Source organism: Vibrio sp. A1-1 (assembly GCF_021728175.1).
In the GTDB taxonomy this organism is placed as follows: Bacteria; Pseudomonadota; Gammaproteobacteria; order Enterobacterales; family Vibrionaceae; genus Vibrio; species Vibrio diabolicus.
Genome location: NZ_JAKKCL010000014.1, coordinates 37,235 through 56,339, shown reverse-complemented (window position 1 = coordinate 56,339; position 19,105 = coordinate 37,235). Strand labels below are relative to the sequence as shown.

The 19,105-nt window shown below is 47.5% G+C and carries 15 protein-coding genes; 6 read left to right on the top strand and 9 right to left on the bottom strand.

Annotation, left to right across the window (positions count from 1 at the left end):
* Nucleotides 1-13: 13 nt before the first annotated feature.
* Nucleotides 14-1,378, bottom strand: a complete 1,365-nt coding sequence (locus L3V30_RS18285; RefSeq protein ID WP_053315074.1) for a cytochrome ubiquinol oxidase subunit I — start codon at nucleotides 1,376-1,378, stop codon at nucleotides 14-16.
* A 136-nt stretch (nucleotides 1,379-1,514) separates the two neighbouring features.
* Between L3V30_RS18285 and L3V30_RS18280 the strand changes: the two genes are divergently transcribed.
* The gene (locus L3V30_RS18280; protein WP_267136956.1) at nucleotides 1,515-2,948 is read left to right on the top strand and encodes a PLP-dependent aminotransferase family protein; all 1,434 of its coding nucleotides are present in this window, start codon (nucleotides 1,515-1,517) and stop codon (nucleotides 2,946-2,948) included.
* A gap of 9 nt (nucleotides 2,949-2,957) precedes the next feature.
* On the opposite strand, the gene L3V30_RS18275 is transcribed toward L3V30_RS18280, so the two are convergent.
* Nucleotides 2,958-3,506 carry a sugar O-acetyltransferase gene (locus L3V30_RS18275; protein WP_237309468.1) on the bottom strand — a complete coding sequence of 183 codons (549 nt, stop codon included), beginning with the start codon at nucleotides 3,504-3,506 and terminating at the stop codon, nucleotides 2,958-2,960.
* 248 nt (nucleotides 3,507-3,754) lie between these two features.
* Nucleotides 3,755-4,075, bottom strand: a complete 321-nt coding sequence (locus tag L3V30_RS18270) for a DUF1840 domain-containing protein (RefSeq protein WP_237309466.1) — start codon at nucleotides 4,073-4,075, stop codon at nucleotides 3,755-3,757.
* 132 nt (nucleotides 4,076-4,207) lie between these two features.
* On the opposite strand from L3V30_RS18270, the gene L3V30_RS18265 reads away from it, so the two are divergent.
* Both L3V30_RS18265 and L3V30_RS18260 read left to right on the top strand, forming a co-directional pair.
* Complete coding sequence (locus tag L3V30_RS18265) at nucleotides 4,208-5,044, top strand: phosphate/phosphite/phosphonate ABC transporter substrate-binding protein (RefSeq protein WP_167713190.1); 837 nt, start codon at nucleotides 4,208-4,210, stop codon at nucleotides 5,042-5,044.
* An 11-nt stretch (nucleotides 5,045-5,055) separates the two neighbouring features.
* A complete protein-coding gene (locus L3V30_RS18260) occupies nucleotides 5,056-7,677 on the top strand; it encodes an ATP-binding protein (RefSeq protein WP_237309464.1) in 2,622 nt (873 codons plus the stop codon).
* An 86-nt stretch (nucleotides 7,678-7,763) separates the two neighbouring features.
* On the opposite strand, the gene L3V30_RS18255 is transcribed toward L3V30_RS18260, so the two are convergent.
* The 6 genes from L3V30_RS18255 to L3V30_RS18230 form a co-directional block, all read right to left on the bottom strand.
* Complete coding sequence (locus L3V30_RS18255; protein WP_237309463.1) at nucleotides 7,764-8,666, bottom strand: hydroxymethylglutaryl-CoA lyase; 903 nt, start codon at nucleotides 8,664-8,666, stop codon at nucleotides 7,764-7,766.
* A complete protein-coding gene (locus tag L3V30_RS18250; protein WP_237309462.1) occupies nucleotides 8,647-10,707 on the bottom strand; it encodes an acetyl/propionyl/methylcrotonyl-CoA carboxylase subunit alpha in 2,061 nt (686 codons plus the stop codon). The genes L3V30_RS18255 and L3V30_RS18250 overlap by 20 nt, the downstream gene beginning before the upstream one ends.
* A complete protein-coding gene (locus L3V30_RS18245) occupies nucleotides 10,700-11,482 on the bottom strand; it encodes an enoyl-CoA hydratase-related protein (protein WP_237309461.1) in 783 nt (260 codons plus the stop codon). Before L3V30_RS18245 ends, L3V30_RS18250 begins: the two co-directional genes overlap by 8 nt.
* Nucleotides 11,483-11,590: 108 nt before the next feature.
* The gene (locus L3V30_RS18240; protein WP_237309460.1) at nucleotides 11,591-13,198 is read right to left on the bottom strand and encodes a carboxyl transferase domain-containing protein; all 1,608 of its coding nucleotides are present in this window, start codon (nucleotides 13,196-13,198) and stop codon (nucleotides 11,591-11,593) included.
* Nucleotides 13,199-13,296: 98 nt separating this feature from the next.
* Nucleotides 13,297-14,466: an isovaleryl-CoA dehydrogenase gene (locus tag L3V30_RS18235; RefSeq protein ID WP_170901794.1), complete on the bottom strand. Its 1,170-nt coding sequence runs from the start codon at nucleotides 14,464-14,466 to the stop codon at nucleotides 13,297-13,299.
* A 45-nt stretch (nucleotides 14,467-14,511) separates the two neighbouring features.
* A complete protein-coding gene (locus L3V30_RS18230) occupies nucleotides 14,512-14,898 on the bottom strand; it encodes a MerR family DNA-binding transcriptional regulator (RefSeq protein ID WP_005373242.1) in 387 nt (128 codons plus the stop codon).
* Nucleotides 14,899-15,107: 209 nt separating this feature from the next.
* Here L3V30_RS18230 and L3V30_RS18225 point away from each other — a divergent pair, with 209 nt between their 5' ends.
* The 3 genes from L3V30_RS18225 (at nucleotide 15,108) to L3V30_RS18215 (ending at nucleotide 19,100) form a co-directional block, all read left to right on the top strand.
* Nucleotides 15,108-16,286 carry a thiolase family protein gene (locus L3V30_RS18225; RefSeq protein WP_005392566.1) on the top strand — a complete coding sequence of 393 codons (1,179 nt, stop codon included), beginning with the start codon at nucleotides 15,108-15,110 and terminating at the stop codon, nucleotides 16,284-16,286.
* A 70-nt stretch (nucleotides 16,287-16,356) separates the two neighbouring features.
* Entirely contained in the window at nucleotides 16,357-17,850 is a 1,494-nt protein-coding gene (locus tag L3V30_RS18220; protein ID WP_237309459.1) for a CoA-acylating methylmalonate-semialdehyde dehydrogenase, read from the top strand.
* Nucleotides 17,851-17,945: 95 nt separating this feature from the next.
* Entirely contained in the window at nucleotides 17,946-19,100 is a 1,155-nt protein-coding gene (locus L3V30_RS18215; RefSeq protein WP_226420528.1) for an acyl-CoA dehydrogenase family protein, read from the top strand.
* Nucleotides 19,101-19,105 lie beyond the last annotated feature (5 nt).

The following is a 19,105-nucleotide window of genomic DNA, read 5'->3' as shown; positions in this document are numbered from 1 at the left end:
TTTGTGACAAATTCTAGATGCGGCCTGAAACGGTCGTCATGTCGTGCTCATCGTGCTCGATTGCATCGGGGCCTTTCTTGATTTGGTGGATCATGTAGTAATACCCAAAACCAAATACCAAGCTGTATACAACAAGGAAACACAGCAGGCTGATGCTCATTTGTAGGTCTCCATGTGCAGAAACCGCATCACGCGTTTTTTGTACGCCATACACGACCCAAGGTTGCCGACCAACCTCTGTCGTAAACCAGCCAGCGAGTATTGCGATAAGACCAGATGGCCCCATAAATAATGAAAACTTGAGGAACCAACGCGAGGTATAAAGCGTGTTCTTTTTTCGTAACCATATGCTGTAGAAGCTCTGAAAAATCATCAGAAGTCCTAGCCCGACCATGATTCGAAATGACCAAAAGACGATAGGTGAGTTCGGTCGTTCCTCTTTCGGGAAGTCTTTCAGCGCCGGGATTGGCTCAGTTAAACTGTGGCGTAGGATCAAACTTCCTAAAACAGGAATTTCTAAGGCATAGTCTGTGCGTTCTTGTTCCATGTTTGGCATGCCGAACAAAATCAATGGGGTTGGTTTGCCATCACTGTTATCCCAATGCCCTTCGATGGCAGCGATTTTGGCGGGCTGGTACTCTAAGGTGTTTAGCCCGTGCACATCGCCAATCACGGCCTGGAGTGGCGCAAGGAACACTAAGATCCCAAGCGACATCGAAAACATCGTTTTTACCGCAGTCGATTGATTGCCTCTCAATAAATGCCAAGCGGCTGACGCGCCTACAAAGAGTGCTGAACTGACGAAAGCCGCGACGCTCATGTGCGCCAAACGATAAGGAAATGAAGGATTGAAAACGATAGCAAACCAGTCGGTTGGCACCACGCGTCCGTCAACAATTTCATAACCTTGTGGCGTTTGCATCCAACTGTTGGAGGCGAGAATCCAGAAGGTCGAAATTATCGTGCCTAACGCCACCATCGAGGTTGCAAAAAAGTGCAGCTTTTCGCCGACGCGACGCCAACCAAACAGCATCACGCCAAGAAATCCGGCTTCGAGAAAGAAAGCCGTTAACACTTCATAAGTCAGTAATGGGCCAGTGATAGAACCAGCGAAGTCGGAGAAACCACTCCAGTTGGTGCCGAATTGATAGGCCATGACAAGGCCAGATACAACGCCCATCCCAAAGTTAACCGCAAAAATTTTCGACCAGAAGTGATAGAGCTTTTGGTAATCGGGATTACGTGTTTTTAGCCATAAGCCTTCTAGCACGGCGAGGTAGGTGGCCAAACCTATGGTGATAGCGGGGAAAATAATATGAAAGGATACCGTAAAGGCGAACTGTATCCGTGCAAGCATAAATGCGTCGAGGCCAAACATTAAACTTCCTTTGATCTTTTAAGTTTTATGAGAGAGCTATTTTAAAAGGAGCGGAATGAGGGAAGTAGGTACAGACAGTGACTATAAACCTATAACAGATTAAATATTGAAGTGTTATTATTTTGAATTCAGCTTTATGGAGGGGGATCCGCGTGTGGCGAAGTATCAAGAGTTAGTGGAACAGCTTAAAAGGCAGATAAAATCGGGGATATGGCACCCGGGTGACAAACTGCCTTCTCTGCGTCGCCAATCTGAACACTCGGGCTTAAGCTTGATGACGGTGTTGCATGCCTATCAAATTCTGGAATCTCAAGGCTGGGTAACGTCACAGCCGCGATCTGGTTATCGCGTTGCTCCCAATATTAAGAGTTCAAATGAACCCCAAGCGCCAGCAGCGGTTGCGTGGACAGAGCAGGTAGACATCAATGAGTTTATCTTTGATGTGCTGCAGGCGAGTAAAAATCCATCCATGATCAATTTTGGCTTTGCCTATCCAGATCCAAGCTTGTATCCACGCTATCACGTGAATCGGGCGATGAGCGCAGCCGCTCGCAATATGCCGATTTCCACCACCTTTGATAACTTACCGCCGGGAAACGAACAATTACGCACCATCATCGCGAAGCGTTATGCTGCGAAAGGCATTGAAATTTCACCCGATGAAATTGTCATTACGGCAGGCGCGCTGGAGGCGTTAACGCTCAGTTTGCAAGCCTGCACAAGACCGGGAGATTGGGTGGTTGTAGAGTCGCCTGCATTCTATGGCGCATTGCAATCCTTGGAGCGGTTAGGTTTGAAAGCGCTCTCAGTAAGAACAGACCCTGTCACGGGCATTGACCTAGACTCATTGGAACGAGCGCTGCAAACACACGATGTGAAAGCATGTTGGCTGATGTCGAACTTCCAAAATCCTCTGGGTTTTACGCTCTCCAACGAGAAAAAACAAAAGCTGATTGAACTGACACAGCGATATAACGTGCCAGTGATTGAAGATGATGTGTACAGCGAACTGCATGCCGGGAATGACTCGGTTTACCCACTAAGAATGTTTGATGACACGGGCAATACCATGTTGTGCTCCTCGTTTTCAAAATCATTAATCGCAGGACTACGTATTGGTTGGGTTGCGGCGGGAAAGCGGGCGCTAGAGGTACAAAAGTTACAGTTAATGAGTACATTAGCGACGAGCGCACCAGTGCAAATGACATTGGTGCATTATTTAACAAGCCGCAATTATGAATCGCATTTGAAGCAGTTACGGAAAAAGCTGTTTGAACGTAAAAGTAAGATGACGGATCGGCTTAATGAGCTGTTACCTGAAGAAGTCAAAGTGTTAAGCCAAAGCGGCGGGTACTTTATTTGGTTAGAGCTTCCCAAGCATATCGACGCCTTGCAGATATATCGAGAAGCGCTAAAAGATAATATCAGCATCGCACCGGGAAAGATGTTCAGCCTGACAGAACAATACGATCACTGTATTCGTCTTAACGCTTCTTTTGAGCTCAATGACAAATACGTCCATGCTCTCAATCTGCTTGCCAACATTATTCGCGAACATTTGGCAAAATAGCGACTTTCTTCAGTTTTTTGGTTTAATGGAGCGCGCCGGATTTCCAGCAACTCGATCGCCTGGCGCAACGTCTTTGGTTACGACAGAGCCAGCGCCGACGACGGCCTCATCGCCAATAGTCACGCCTGGCAGTATGATTGCGCCCCCACCAATCCAAACGTTATTGCCGATTTTGACCGGTTTGGCGATCTCATCTCCGGCTAAGCGTCTTTGTGTATCGAGTGAATGAGCGGCTGTGTAAATTTGCACTCTAGGCCCAATCATGACGTTCGCACCAATCTCAACCTGTCCATTGTCCAGAATATTGGCATCCCAGTTGATGTAGGTGTTTTCCCCGATGGACAAGTGACAACCGTAGGTAAGTTGAAGCGGTGGCTCTATACAGGCGCTGTTTTCTAATTGGACGCCCATTTCCGCCAATAGTTGTCTACGGATATCTGGGTTTGGCTCGTGGTTAAATTGGAAGACAAGCTGCGCAGTGTTGGCGCGCATTAGCTTTAGTTCTTCATCCAGGCAATTATAGGTTTCTCTAGAGCGCATCCGAGTCAGTTCTGACATAACAATCATTCCATTAATGGTTTGCAGTTGAGGCCACAATGATAAGTGAGTGTTTCAGTCAATAGGGGATTTTTATTATGAAATCAGAGGCTTATCACTGATTTATATTCAATAGGTTAGTTTTGAGTAAGCACTCGTTAAGAGTCATTCAAATAGAGAAGTGAAGTGAATTGGGTAAGTTCCTTTTAGCAGGGGAGGAAAGTATAGATTGGATGTTGCTTTCCTCTCCACAGCTTGATTTGGAGCATTTATTGGCTGTCCCACATCACTTCGCACTCTTCTTTAATAGCCGATTTTAAAAGCTCAATAAGTGGAAATGCTCTGCGTCCTAAACTGACCGTTTGTTCCTCTTGCTCCTCATCTTCTTCCATTGCTTGACTGTTGTTCTGCTCTATCGCTTCTTGTGCTGCGAGAGCGGAGGTCAATCTAGATAGAGCATCAGGGGTGTCTTGAGCGGAAATTGACCCTGGTACTGAGCCACTATGGCCCATCATTTTGATCATCTTTATCGCAATATCGCCAAACATAGTGACGTTCGAGTGGCTATGGCAACGAAATGTAATAAGCATTTACCTGCTCCTGTTTTAGGTGTTCATTTGAGTATAAATGGTATCTGAGACACGAGGCAATTTAATCCGATAATTCGCAATCTTTCAGATAGCTATCTATCTTTAACGAGAGACAAACAGAAGGAGATGATTTTGTTGAACTCCCAATTAAAGACGTTGATTTGGCGGCTTCACAAGCGAATATTTACGTTGCTTATGGTGTTATGCATATGGTCACCTTCTGTCGTTGCTCAACCTTCCATTGTTTTTGGTGTCGTACCGCAACAGTCGGCGACCAAACTAGTGCAACAATGGCAGCCATTACTGCAACGCTGGGGAGATCTTGCTGGCGTTGAGATTAAGTTTGCCACGGCACGTGATATTCCCACATTCGAAGCTCGCTTGATGGCTGGAGCCTACGACATTGCATACATGAACCCATATCACTTTACCTTGGTGAATCAAAACCCAGGTTATACGGCTTTAGCAAGAGCGAAGAATAAGCGCATCACAGGCATTATTGTAGCAAGGCGAGGGAAGTCGGTTTCCCTTGATGAGCTGCAAGACAAGACCATCGCTTTTCCTGCCCCACGAGCATTTGCTGCTTCTATCATCACACAATCAGAGTTGGCGCAGAAAGGCATCAAGTTTACGCCTAAATACGTCGGTTCGCACGACTCAGTCTATTTGGGGGTACTTAAAGGTTTGTACATTGCTGGTGGTGGCGTGAAGCGTACCTTTGAGAGCTTACCGAGTGAAATAAAAGACCAACTTAGCATCATTTATACAACTGCTGGTTATACGCCTCATGCTATTGCGGTTTCAAATAATGTCGATGAAGAGATTACTCTTGCCTTACGAAAGGCAATTTCGCAACTTAATGACGATCCAAAAGCACAGGAGAGTTTTACTTTACTCAACATTGACGGGTTACAGCTTGCACAAGACCAAGATTGGCAAGATGTTGTTCAATTGGGAATCTCAAGATAAATGGTTGTCCTATGACGCTGCGTTCGAAAACGATACTTGGCATTGCTCTTATTGAGGCCCTTGCGCTCGGTGTACTCATCATTAGTGGGCTTAATTGGTTGGAAAGTTCCAACGAGACTAGCCTCGAGGTTGGGAGCCAACACTTGGTGAGTGTATTTGCTCAGGCGTCGAGAGATGCGGTGATTGCGACGGACTTAGCCTATCTAGACAGTTTTGCTCGTTCTGTCGTGAGTGAGCACGAGCTGGCTTATATTCGTATTGTTAATCAAGATGGCGTCGAGCTGACGCTACAGGGGGATTACAGCGGTGTTGATACTGGTGTGAGACCGTTTGATGTGACCGATGGAGTTTACGATGTTGCGCAAGAGATTACTCTTGGAGAGCAGGCTTTCGGTAAGGTTGAAATGGGTGTGAATGTTGAACATGTACATCAAGTTCTTTCATTTGCGACTCATGCAAGTTTGGTTATCGCCTTTATTGAAATGTCGCTGGTGGCCATGTTTTCGTATGCTCTCGGTAGCTATTTGATGAAGCGGCTCGATCTTCTTCGTACTGGGGTAATCAAGGTTTCACAGCAAGGTCCGGGTTCGCAAATTTCGATTTCAGGCAATGACGAAGTTACACGTGTTGGCGAAGCGTTTAACCAAATGTCACGCTCTTTAGCGCAAGCGCAAACTAAACTTCAGCAAGAGCATCAAACCCAGCAACAGTTATCGGCCAAAATATCGCAGCTTGCTGAGGTTGCTGAGCATGCGCGTGATACCATCATCATTACTCACCCTGACGGCACTATTGCATGGGTAAACCCTGCGTTTGAACAGCTAACCGAATATACGTTGGAAGAAGTCATTGGCAAATCGCCGGGCGAGTTACTCCAAGGGCCAGACACAGACCCAAATACGGTGGCATTGCTCTCAAACAGTGTCCGTAAGCACTCTCCTATTAGGGTTGAAATACTCAACTATACCAAGTCGAAGCACCCGTATTGGGTCGAGTTGGAGCTCTCTCCTGTGTTTGATGAAGATGGCGGGCTGTTACGTTTTATTGCGGTAGAGCGTGACATCACCGACAGGCGCAGGATGGAGAGGCGTCTGTCGTCTGCTTTAGATAAATCGAAAAAGGCGATGCAAGCCAAATCGGAATTTTTGGCGAACATGAGCCATGAGATTCGTACCCCAATGAACGCGATCATGGGGATCAGCGAGATATTGCTTGAGAACGAAAACCGTCGAGAGCCAAGGGAGTTATTACTCTTGCTGCACAAATCTGCCAACAACCTTGTGACCATCATTAATGACATCCTCGACTACAGCAAAGTAGAAGCGGGCAAGTTGACGTTAGTTGAAGAGGAGTTTGACTTGCGTTCACTCGTCGAGAGCTGCACCGCTTTGTGTGCCTATCAGGCGGATAAAAAGAACCTCAAGTTGTTGGTTGATATGCCATTGGCCATGAATACGGTCGTGGTCGGTGATAAAGGTCGGATTAATCAAATCTTGCTTAACTTGATCGGTAATGCGGTGAAATTCACAGATGAAGGCCATGTGCTACTCAAAGTCAGAGAAAGTGAGCACGGTTTTGATTTTTCCGTGAGTGATACGGGCATTGGTATTCCCGAAGATCGATTGGCTCATATTATGGATAAGTTTGAGCAGGTCGATACCTCCGCGACAAGACGCCATGAAGGTACAGGCTTGGGGTTGGCAATCTCAAAACGTTTGATCAGCATGTACAACGGCGAGCTTTGTGTGCATTCGGATTTTGGCAAAGGGTCGTGTTTTAGCTTTAGTTTGCAGTTGCCTAAGCAAAGTCAGCTTCTTTCCGAACCGATAGAGCTGAGTGCAAATCGACTATTGTTGATTGATGATTATCAACCGCGCGTGCAACACTTGATAAATTTAGCTCAAGAGATTGGCATTGAAGTTACTCATGCCAACGATTGGTCAACTGCGCAGTCTTTGGGTAAAAAATTGGATGGTTTTGATCGTATCCTCGCGAGTGTAAACAATGCTCAAGATAGAGATGAGCTCTATGAGCTTGATGCGACAGAATCCGCTGCCAAACGGGTACTGTTCCTTGCACCTTGCGTGATGGAGGAAGGGCAGGCATGGTCGTGCGAGCGGGATCGTTTATTGCCGCAACCGGTCACGCAGCATAAACTGCAAGCTCTGTTTTCTACTAAGACACAAAAGCGTCGAGAACTTGCCTCAGATGAGAATCCTGACTTTTCTAGCCTGCACCTATTAGTCGCAGAAGACAGCCATATCAATCGAATATTGATTGAAAAAATGTTGCAAGACACAGGTGTTAAACTGACGTTGGCGGAAGATGGTGTTGAAGCCGTTGAACTTTATAAACAGCTTTCTCCGGACTTGGTGATTACCGATATTTCTATGCCAAACAAAGATGGTTTTGGCGTGACAAAAGACATTCGTGAGTTACAGGAAAGTGGTGCGTTTCCTTGGTGTCCAATCGTCGCGTTTTCCGCACATGCGATGCAAGAGCAGCAACAAAAAAGTATCGCATTAGGTATGGATGATTACCTGACAAAACCAGTTCAGAAAAGTGATTTGCTTAATATGATCGCGAAGTGGGGATGCCATACCCTTACAGAGGAAAAGCACGCCTCTGTTTAGTGTTTCGGTTCGATTAAATCGGCTCAAAAAAACGAGCATGTTATTAAACATGCTCGTTTGTAATTGTGTATCGTGGGTTGAGCAATTTACAAGCTGTTTGGATCGCCCAATGCTAACGCCACTTTCGACATCGGCCGTTTACCTAAGGCTCGGCAAATTTGCCAACCTGCTTGGTTGATTATTTTAAGATCAATGCCTGTTTCAATCCCAAGTTGCTCACAAAGATAAAGCACATCTTCCGTTGCAACATTGCCACTGGCACCTTTCGCGTAAGGGCAGCCGCCCAGTCCTGCAACGGCACTATCAATGGTATTGATCCCCATCAGCAAGGCTTGGTAGATATTGGCTAACGCTTGTCCATAGGTGTCATGAAAATGTACCGCGAGCGCGTCTTTTGGCAGTTGCGTTAACAGCGAATCCAGCATGGCGATAACGCGATTAGGCGTTGCTTTGCCGACCGTGTCACCAAGCGAAATTTCATAACATCCCATATCAAACAGCGTATTCGCTACCGCGGTGGTTTGCTCTGGTTTTATTTCTCCCACGTAGGGGCAAACCATGGTGCAGGATAAATACCCACGCACAGGAATGTTGTGTTGCTTTGCGAGCTCGATCACGGGCTCAAAGCGAGAGAGGCTTTCCGCAATGCTGCAGTTGATGTTCTTCTGGCTGAACGCTTCTGAAGCGGAGCCAAATACCGCAATTTGCTTTACACCGCTTGCCAGCGCACGTTCTAACCCGGCGATATTTGGTGTGAGCGCGCTATAAACCACGTCAGGCTTTTGCGTGATACCAGCAAACACCTGATCGGAATCGGCCATTTGAGGTACCCACTTTGGAGAGACAAAAGAGCCTGCTTCAATGTGTTTTAAGCCACTGGTGCTTAGTTGGTTAATCAAACGGATTTTATCAACCAGCGTCACTGCTGTTTCGTTTTGCAGACCATCGCGTGCGCCGACTTCGACGATGTTAACCTTCGCTGGTAGCATATTCGTGCTCCTTATCTTTACAGACATTATCGGGTGTAGAAATTAAATGCAGCAGGATGGAACCGTGCTGTACCTGCTCTCCATGCTGATAAAACACTTCATCAACGGTCGCTGCTACCGGAGTGGTAATGGTGTATTCCATCTTCATCGCTTCGAGCACTAACAACGGATCACCAGCCGCTACTTTGTCTCCCTTATTCACCATGACCGCCGAGATCACACCGTTCAGTGGTGCGGTTGGGCTAAGTTCATCGTCTTGACCTTTTGCGGATTCAAAACTTGGTTGATGAGCGAAAGTGCGTTGCTGACCAAGATAAAACAGCGTTGTCTTTTGTTCGTCGCTAAGCGCATTAAAGGTGTAACGCTCATTATCAATATCGACGATAAACTGGTTGCCACTTTCAAGCAGGATGACCTGATGCAACTCCTCGCCGCATCGGACAGTTAAGTGGTTCAGATGCTGAGCCCCTGTTTCTTGCGATGCTTGTCGCAAACGTACTTGATGATTGGCATTGGCATCCGTGAAGTTAAATCGATAAACATTGTTAACCGATAGCCTAAAACCTTGTTTGGTCGGGGATGGTAATGCCGAATCGCTAGATTTCAACGTGAGTTTGTTCCAGCGAGCAACCGCCGCCAACGTTAGCCAGATAGAATCTGACACACTTTGCTGAGCGCTAATGCCTTGCTGATGTTTAACCAGGAAGTCGGTATCAAGTTCTATATTGGCAAAGGCTGGCTGCGAAATAATGCTGTGCAGATAACCAATGTTTGTCGTGACTCCACGTACGTGATATTGAGTTAACGCCTGCTTAAGCTGCTTGAGCGCGATATCACGTGTTTGGCCCCAGACGATCAGTTTGCTGATCATCGGATCGTAGTATTCGCTGATGGTATCGCCTTGAGTAACACCACTATCAACACGTACACAAGCTAGGCGCACATTACTGTCTGATACGGGTTCTTTTAAGTAATCAATGCGTCCAGTCGACGGCATAAAGTCATTGTCTGCATCTTCGGCGTAAATTCTCAGCTCGATTGAGTGACCGTTATGAGTGATTTCGGATTGCGAGATCGGTAAATGCTCGCCAGCCGCAACTTTGAATTGCCATTCAACCAAATCAACGCCGGTGATCAATTCAGTGACAGGATGTTCAACTTGCAGACGGGTATTCATTTCCATGAAGTAGAAATGACCTCGGCTATCGAGCAAGAATTCAACCGTACCAGCGCCAACGTAGTCTATTGCTTGCGCGGCCTGAACCGCGGCTTCACCCATTTGTTTACGCAGTTCATCACTAAGACCGGGTGCAGGTGCTTCTTCGACTACTTTTTGGTGACGACGCTGAATGGAACAGTCGCGGTCAGACAGGTAAACACAGTTGCCATGCTGGTCAGCAAACACCTGAACTTCAACGTGGCGCGGCTGCAAAATACATTTTTCGATAAGAAGCTGCTTGTCGCCAAAACTTGAAAGCGCTTCACGCTGCGCACCGTCGATGGCCAACGGCATTTCGGCTGCACTGTTGACCACTCGCATGCCTTTACCGCCACCACCTTGTGTTGCTTTAAGCATCACTGGGTAACCGATTTTTTCTGCTTCAGCCAATAAGTGCTCAACGCTGTTGTCTGTGCCGTGATAGCCCGGAACCAAGGGCACGTTCGCCTCTGACATGATGGCTTTGGCTTGCGACTTCGAACCCATTGCTTCAATTGCGCTGGTGGAAGGGCCAATAAATACAATGCCATTTTCGCTGCACGCTTTGGCTAGTTTTGGGTTCTCGGAAAGAAAACCATACCCGGGGTGGATAGCATCAGCTTGCCATTTTTTCGCAGCGCCAATAATCGCATCGATATCAAGATACGATTCACTCGCCGGAGCAGGGCCAATAAATTCAGCAAAATCCGCCTGTTTTACATGTAAGCTGCTTCGATCCGCTTCGGAATAGACGGCAACCGTCTCTATAGCCATGCTTTTTGCGGTTTTAATAATTCGGCATGCAATTTCACCGCGGTTTGCGATCAGTATTCTTTTAAACATGATTCCTCCAATTGGCGGCGCGCTTTTCAAAAAATGCACTCAGTCCTTCCTGTCCTTCGCTGGACACGCGGGCGGTTGCAATCGCTTGGCTGGTGTATTCAATTAATGAGTGATCGATAGGTTGGCTATCACAACGTAAGCAGAGCGTTTTTGCTGCCTGCATGGCTTGTGGACTGTTGTTAAGCAGGTGATCAATGGTGCGATTGACGGCTTCACGTGGTTGAGAGTCTATCTGATGAAGAATACTCATCGATAGTGCGGTTTCGGCATCAATCAGTTCCGCGGTTAAAAAGTAGCGTCGGCTCTGTCTTTGTCCAATCGCTCGGATTACGTAAGGTCCGATGGTGGCGGGTAACAAACCGAGCTTCACTTCACTCAAACAGAAGCGGCTTTCAGGTGTACCAATAGCGATATCACAGCAACAGATCAGCCCAAGCGCGCCACCAAATGCTGCGCCGTGCACCATGGCAATCGTTGGTTTACTGAAGGTATCCAGCGTATGCAACAGTTTTGCTAGTTGCTGTGCATCTTGCAGGTTTTCACTTTCGGTTTTGGTTGCCATTGATTGCATCCAGCCCAGATCTGCTCCCGCAGAAAAGTGTTTTCCCTGTGCACTTAACACCAGTGCACGGAGAGAATCGTCCTTTTCGAGCTGTTCTAGTGTCTCAATTAGTGAGGCAATCAATGCGTCATTAAACGCGTTGTGTTTTTCTGGCCGATTCAGGCTCAACCAGGCAACGCCATTGCTGTCTTTTTCAAGCAGTAGTCCGGTCATGTGACTTCCTTTGTCTGACATTTCAGTCTGATATTCCAATACTCGCTAATCAGCACTTTATTCATCATTGATGGATAGCGAGGAGTTAGGGTTTTGCTTTGTATCCGACTACATACGGAAGATGCCAAATTTGCTGTCTGGTATTGGTGCATTAAGCGCAGCAGATAGAGCAATACCCACAACATCACGGGTTTTTGCAGGATCAATAATCCCATCGTCCCACAGGCGAGCACTGGCGTAATAAGCATGGCTTTGAGTCTGGTACTGCTGCGCGATAGGACGTTTGAACGCTTCCTCTTCTTCAGTGCTCCAGCTTTCTCCTTTACGCGTTTTAATATCGCGGGTCACTTGTGCCATCACGCCAGCCGCTTGCTCACCACCCATTACGGAAATACGTGCATTTGGCCACATCCACATCATGGTTGGATCATAAGCGCGACCACACATACCGTAGTTACCTGCACCATACGATCCACCTATAACCACGGTAAACTTCGGTACGTCTGCACACGCAACAGCGGTCACCATTTTCGCGCCATGCTTGGCGATGCCTTCGGCTTCGTACTTCTGGCCGACCATAAAGCCAGTGATGTTCTGCAAAAATAGCAGAGGAATTTTGCGCTGTGCGCACAGCTCAATAAAATGCGCACCTTTCTGCGCCGATTCCGAAAATAGAATGCCGTTGTTAGCGACAATGCCAATCGGCATTCCGTGAATATGAGCAAAGCCACAGACCAAGGTTTCACCGAACAAGGCTTTAAATTCATCAAATTGTGAATCATCAACAATTCGGGCAATGACCTCTTTGACATCAAACGGCTTTTTAAGATCGGTTCCGACGATGCCGTACAGCTCTTGCGCAGTAAAGCGTGGTTCCTGTGGCGCTTTTTGCTTGAGTTGGACGGGTTTCAAGTGGTTGATTTGAGAGACAGCTTGTCTTGCCAGTTCTAACGCGTGGTGATCATTTTCAGCATAGTAATCGGCTACGCCAGACGTACGGCAGTGAACGTCTGCGCCACCAAGATCTTCCGCGCTGACTTCTTCACCTGTCGCTGCTTTTACCAGAGGTGGACCTGCCAAAAAAATCGTGCCTTGTTCTTTGACTATGATGGATACGTCGCACATCGCAGGAACATAAGCGCCGCCAGCGGTACATAGCCCCATGACCACCGCAATTTGTGGAATGCCTTTGGCCGACATACGGGCTTGGTTGTAGAAAATACGACCAAAATGGTCTTTATCAGGGAAGACTTCATCTTGACGGGGTAGGTTAGCACCGCCAGAGTCGACTAAGTAAACACACGGCAACTGACACTTCTCTGCGATTTCCTGTGCGCGTAAGTGCTTTTTAACCGTGAGCGGGTAGTAACTGCCGCCTTTTACCGTTACGTCGTTGGCGACGATCATGCATTCGGTGCCGTCAATCACACCAACACCCGCTACTACGCCCGCACATGGAACGTAATCTGGATACACATCCCAACCTGCAAACTGACCGATTTCTAAAAAAGATGAACCGGGGTCGAGTAGGGCAAGAATGCGCTCACGAACCGGAAGTTTACCTTTCTTCTGCTGATGCTCGCGGGCTTTCTCACCGCCGCCATCTTCGATTTGTTCAGTCACGGTATAGAGTTGATCTACAAGCGACGCCATAGAGCGGTAGTTTTCCTGATACTGCTCTGAATGGGTATTAATTTTGGTCGTCAAACAAGCCATAAATAGCCGATCTCCATTCGGTAGACGGGTGACAACCCCCGTCTTTATTTAGGTTGAATAAGGAAGTTGTTTCGAGTTAGAACGCCTAGGTATGATGATTAGGCGCTTTCGTTAAACAATTCGCGACCAATAAGCATGCGGCGAATTTCTGAAGTGCCGGCCCCAATTTCATACAGCTTGGCATCGCGTAGTAAACGACCAGTATCAAACTCATTGATATAGCCATTACCGCCAAGTAACTGAATGGCATCTAATGCCATTTTGGTTGCCAGTTCCGCGCTGTAGAGAATCGCACCAGCGGAGTCTTTACGTGTGGTTTCACCGCGATCACAAGCGGCTGCCACAGCATATACGTAGGCTTTAGCAGCATTCATTTGTGTGTACATATCCGCGATTTTCGCTTGCACAAGCTGGAATTCGCCAATGGATTTGCCGAACTGTTTACGGTCGTGGATATATGGCACAACGATATCCATACATGCCTGCATAATGCCAAGCGGGCCGCCGGCAAGCACAACGCGTTCGTAGTCCAAACCGCTCATCAACACTTTCACGCCTTGGTTTTCTTCACCAAGAATGTTTTCAGCAGGGACTTCGCAGTTTTGGAATACCAATTCACAAGTGTTCGAACCGCGCATGCCTAGTTTGTCGAGCTTTTGCGCTTGAGTGAATCCCGGGTATCCACGTTCTACAATAAAGGCCGTGATGCCTTTAGAATGCTGGCTTGGATCGGTTTTGGCGTAGACAACATAGGTATGTGCATCCGGACCGTTAGTGATCCACATTTTGTTGCCATTTAGCAGGAAGATATCGCCTTTACGTTCGGCTTTGAGCTGCATGGATACCACATCGGAACCTGCGCCGGGCTCACTCATCGCTAGTGCGCCAATATGTTCGCCAGAGATGAGCTTTGGTAGGTATTTCTCTTTTTGTGCTTGTGTGCCGTTGCGGTGGATTTGATTGACACAAAGATTGGAGTGAGCGCCGTAACTTAATGCAACCGAAGCGGAAGCTCGGCTGATCTCTTCCATAGCGACAACGTGGGCGAGATAGCCCATGTCTGCACCACCAAACTCTTCGCTGGTGGTCACGCCTAAAAGACCCATGTCACCCAGTTTGGACCAAAGATGGTTTGGAAAGTCGTTAGATTGGTCGATAGATTGCGCTAGCGGCGCAATTTCTCTTGCAGCAAAACTATTGATTTGCTCGCGAAGCAAATCGGTATTTTCGTCATAAACAAAGTTCAGGGAAGAGTAGGTAGATTTCATTGCGTGTCCTTGCCTTTACGTCACCTACATCCCAGAGTTGAGGTGTTAGGTGACTTTTTCGCCTTTCATGGATCTCAGTGTGTTTTGGCATCGCAACTGTGCCGCGTTTAACTCCATCATTACCGCTTGAATGTCGTTTGCTTGCTGTTGCAATGCTGCCTTCTTCTCTTCGATCAACCGAATCATATAGTTCAACTGCTCAGTACTTTGATCGGTATCGTAGAGTTCAAATAACTCTTTGATATCTGCAAGAGAAAAGCCCAATCGCTTACCTCGCAAAATCAGTTTTAGTCGAATTCGATCGCGACCATTGTAGATTCGTGTGTTGCCTTTACGTTCCGGAGTTAGGAGACCTAAATCTTCGTAGAAGCGAATACTTCGGGTAGTAATGTCGAACTCTTTCGCGAGCTCGCTGATCTTAAATGTGTTCATTCCTTAACCTTACGACTTTCGTATAACATTCATACGAATATACAATTCGTTAACGTTAAAGTAAACAAACAACATCCACTCTTGAGCCTTGATATCACTCGCATTTACTCGAAATAAAATAATCACTCGAACAAACAACAACCTCAAACTTGACGTTAACGTAAATGTTAGTATAGTTATGACGTAAACGTCAATAAAAGGTTAATGGAATGAAAAATGAAACATGGATTGTTGCCGCCAAGCGAACGCCTATCGGCTCTTTTCAAGGTGCATTAGCTTCAACAGATGTCACGGAACTCGGTGCGAAAGCCATCCAAGGGGCACTAGCCGAAAGCCAACTCGATGTGCAAAAAATAGACGAAGTGTTGATGGGATGCGTTTTACCCGCCGGAGTGGGACAAGCGCCTGCAAGACAAGCAAGCCTAAAAGCAGAAATGCCACAATCGATTGGTTGTACGACACTGAACAAAGTCTGTGGCTCGGGCATGAAAACCGTCATGATGGCACATGATCTTATTCAATCTGGTAATGCGCACGCGGTTATCGCTGGCGGTATGGAAAACATGTCCTCTTCTCCTTATCTACTTAAGAAAGCGCGAGATGGTTTCCGTTTAGGTCACGAGCAAGTGCTTGATCACATGTTTTATGACGGTTTGCAGGATGCCTACCAAGGCGAATTGATGGGTGTCTTTGCCGAACAAACCGCGCAAAAGTATCAGTTCAGCCGTGAAAGTATGGATATCTGGGCGCAACAGTCGGTGACTCGTGCGCAGCAAGCGATTGAGCAAGGTTTGTTCAAAGAAGAGATCGTGCCTGTTAACGTAAAAAGTCGACGCGACGAAACCTTGGTGGTAGACGATGAGCAACCGAGCAAACTCGACGTCAATAAAATTCCCACCTTACGACCTGCGTTTGCCAAAGATGGCGGCGTAACGGCGGCAAATTCCAGTTCTATTTCTGATGGTGCATCGGCAATGGTATTGGTTGATAGTGAATTTGGCCGTCAGGAAAACCTTCAGCCTCTAGCCAAAATTGTCGCGTACAGCACGCATGCAAGACAGCCTGATGAGTTCACCATCGCACCCGTATTCGCGATTGAAACGCTGCTGGAAAAAACGGGCTGGGACAAATCAGACGTGGACCTTTGGGAAATCAATGAAGCCTTTGCCGTTGTCGCTCAATACGCGGTGAAAGCACTCGAATTGGACGAGAGCAAAGTGAACCCTCGCGGCGGCGCTTGTGCGTTGGGGCATCCAATTGGTGCGAGTGGTAACCGAATCCTCGTGACTTTGATTCACGCTCTTAAACAAACAGGCGGTAAACGTGGCGTTGCATCGCTTTGTATTGGTGGCGGCGAGGCTACCGCCATCGCGATTGAAATCTGCTAATTCATTCTCAACAAAGTTTCACTTACATAACAGTAGTCAGTAACAAGCTGAAAAATACAAGGATGTCATCATGACAGAACAAGTAAAGCAGTATATCGGTGGTGAATTTGCCATCTCCGACTCAAAACAATGGCTAGATGTAACTAACCCGGCAACCAACGAAGTGATTGCGCAAGTACCTTGTGCCACGGAATCGGAAATGAATGCGGCGATTGCTAGCGCAACGGAAACGTTCAAGCGTTGGAAAGAAGTTGCCGCTCCGGAGCGTGCGAGATTGATGCTGCGCTACCAACACTTGCTAAAAGAGCAACACGATGAGTTGGCGATACTGCTTTCAAGTGAGACAGGCAAAACTCTTGCGGATGCAAAGGGTGACATTTGGCGCGGGATTGAAGTCGTAGAACAAGCGGCGAACATTTGTAGCTCAATGATGGGTGAAACGGTGGAAAACGTCGCAACCAATATTGATGGTTACTCTTACATTCAACCGCTCGGTGTTTGTGCGGGTATTACTCCGTTTAACTTCCCTGCGATGATTCCATTGTGGATGTTCCCAATGGCGATCGCTTGTGGCAACACCTTTATTTTGAAGCCGTCAGAGCAAGTGCCACTAACGGCAATGAAACTGGCGGAGCTGTTTGAACAAGCAGGTGCACCAAAAGGTGTTTTGCAAATTGTTCACGGCACCAAAGAGCAAGTCGATCGCATTCTGACTGATCCAGTCGTTCGTGCGATCTCTTTTGTCGGCTCAGTGCCCGTTGGTGAGTACATCTACAAAACAGGTACAGACAACCTGAAACGCGTGCAGTCATTTGCAGGTGCTAAGAACCACATGGTCATCATGCCAGATGCAAACAAGCAGCAAGTCATCAATAACCTAGTTGGCGCGTCAGTCGGTGCCGCAGGCCAACGCTGTATGGCGATTTCGGTGGCGGTATTTGTCGGCGAAACCAAAGAATGGATTCCAGAGCTTAAAGAGGCGTTAGCTCAGGTTCAACCTGGCGCGTGGGATGATGAAACCGCCGGTTATGGTCCGCTGATTAGCCCGCAAGCGAAACAACGTGTGGTGAACTTAATTAATGAAGGCAAAAAATCTGGTGCGAACTGTGTTCTGGACGGTACCGACTGTCAAGTACCTGGCTTCCCGAACGGTAACTGGGTGGGACCAACACTGTTTACCAACGTGACCACAGACATGTCGATTTATAAGGAAGAAATTTTCGGGCCTGTACTGTTAACTATGGAAGTGGATGACCTAGATGAAGCGATTGAACTGATCAATGCAAACCGCTTTGGTAATGGTACGTCTATTTTCACGGCGAACGGCGCTGCCGCGAGAAAGTATCAACACAATATCGAAGTAGGTAACGTAGGCATCAACGTGCCGATTCCGGTGCCATTGCCATTCTTCTCATTTACGGGGTGGAAAGGCAGTTTCTACGGTGACCTGCATGCTTACGGTAAACAAGCGGTTCGCTTCTACACCGAGACGAAAACTGTCACCGCGCGTTGGTTTGAAGATGACATTCCAAGCGGTCCAAACATGACTATTCAACTTAGCTAATTAATGGATTAGCGACACCTCTAGCCAAGCCCTTCTTCCTTTTAGAGGGCTTGGCTCGGATAAAAATGCAACGAATTAGACCTTAGGACTTCAAGATGGATTTTGAATTAAACGAAGATCAACTCGCGTTCGCCGAAGTAGCAAAGCAGTTTGCAGACCAAATGTTAGCGCCGCACGCGGCCGAGTGGGATGAAAACCATCATTTCCCTAAAGATGTACTGCGTCAAGCTGGTGAACTTGGCTTTCTGAGCATCTATACGCCGCCAGAGCATGGTGGTTTGGGATTGTCTCGTTTGGATGCGGCGATCATTTTCGAGCAGTTGGCTATGGGTTGTACCGCGACTACTGCGTTTATGACCATTCACAATATGGCGACGTGGATGATCACCAGCTTTGCCAAAGCCGAAGTGGCGCAGCAATTTAGCGCGGATCTAATTTCGGGTGAAAAGCTCGCTTCCTACTGTTTAACCGAACCTAATGCCGGATCTGATGCCGCTTCACTGACGACCAGTGCAGTGCGTGACGGCGATGAGTTTGTCCTGAATGGCGCAAAAGTGTTTATCTCTGGCGCGGGTGATACAGATGTTCTCGTCGTGATGGCGCGTTCGTGCGGCGAAGGAGCGGGAGGCGTTTCTGCGTTCGTCGTTCCTGCTGATTGCGAAGGCATTAGCTACGGTAAGAAAGAAGCCAAAATGGGTTGGAACTGCCAACCAACGCGCATGATCACCTTCGAAAATGTCCGCATTCCGGCTGACTATCTGTTGGGTGAAGAGGGAGAAGGCTTTAAGTTCGCCATGCTTGGCCTTGATGGTGGTCGAATCAATATCGCCACTTGTTCCGTCGGTACTGCGCAACAAGCACTGAACGAAGCCAAGCAATACATGACCGAACGCAAACAGTTCGGCCGTTCACTGGCGCAATTTCAAGCGTTGCAGTTCAAGCTTGCTGATATGGCAACTGAGCTGGTTGCTGCGCGTCAAATGGTGCGACTCGCTGCCGCCAAACTCGATGCGCAACATACAGAAAAGAGTGCGTACTGTGCCATGGCAAAACGCTTTGCCACTGATGTGGGCTTTAAGGTCTGTGACCAGGCGCTGCAAATTCACGGTGGGTATGGCTACATCAAAGAATATCCAGTCGAGCGCCATTTCCGAGACGTTCGTGTTCACCAAATTCTTGAAGGCACCAACGAAATCATGCGTCTGATCGTCGCAAGACGATTACTAACGGAAGGCGTTGAGCTGCTTTAGGAGAG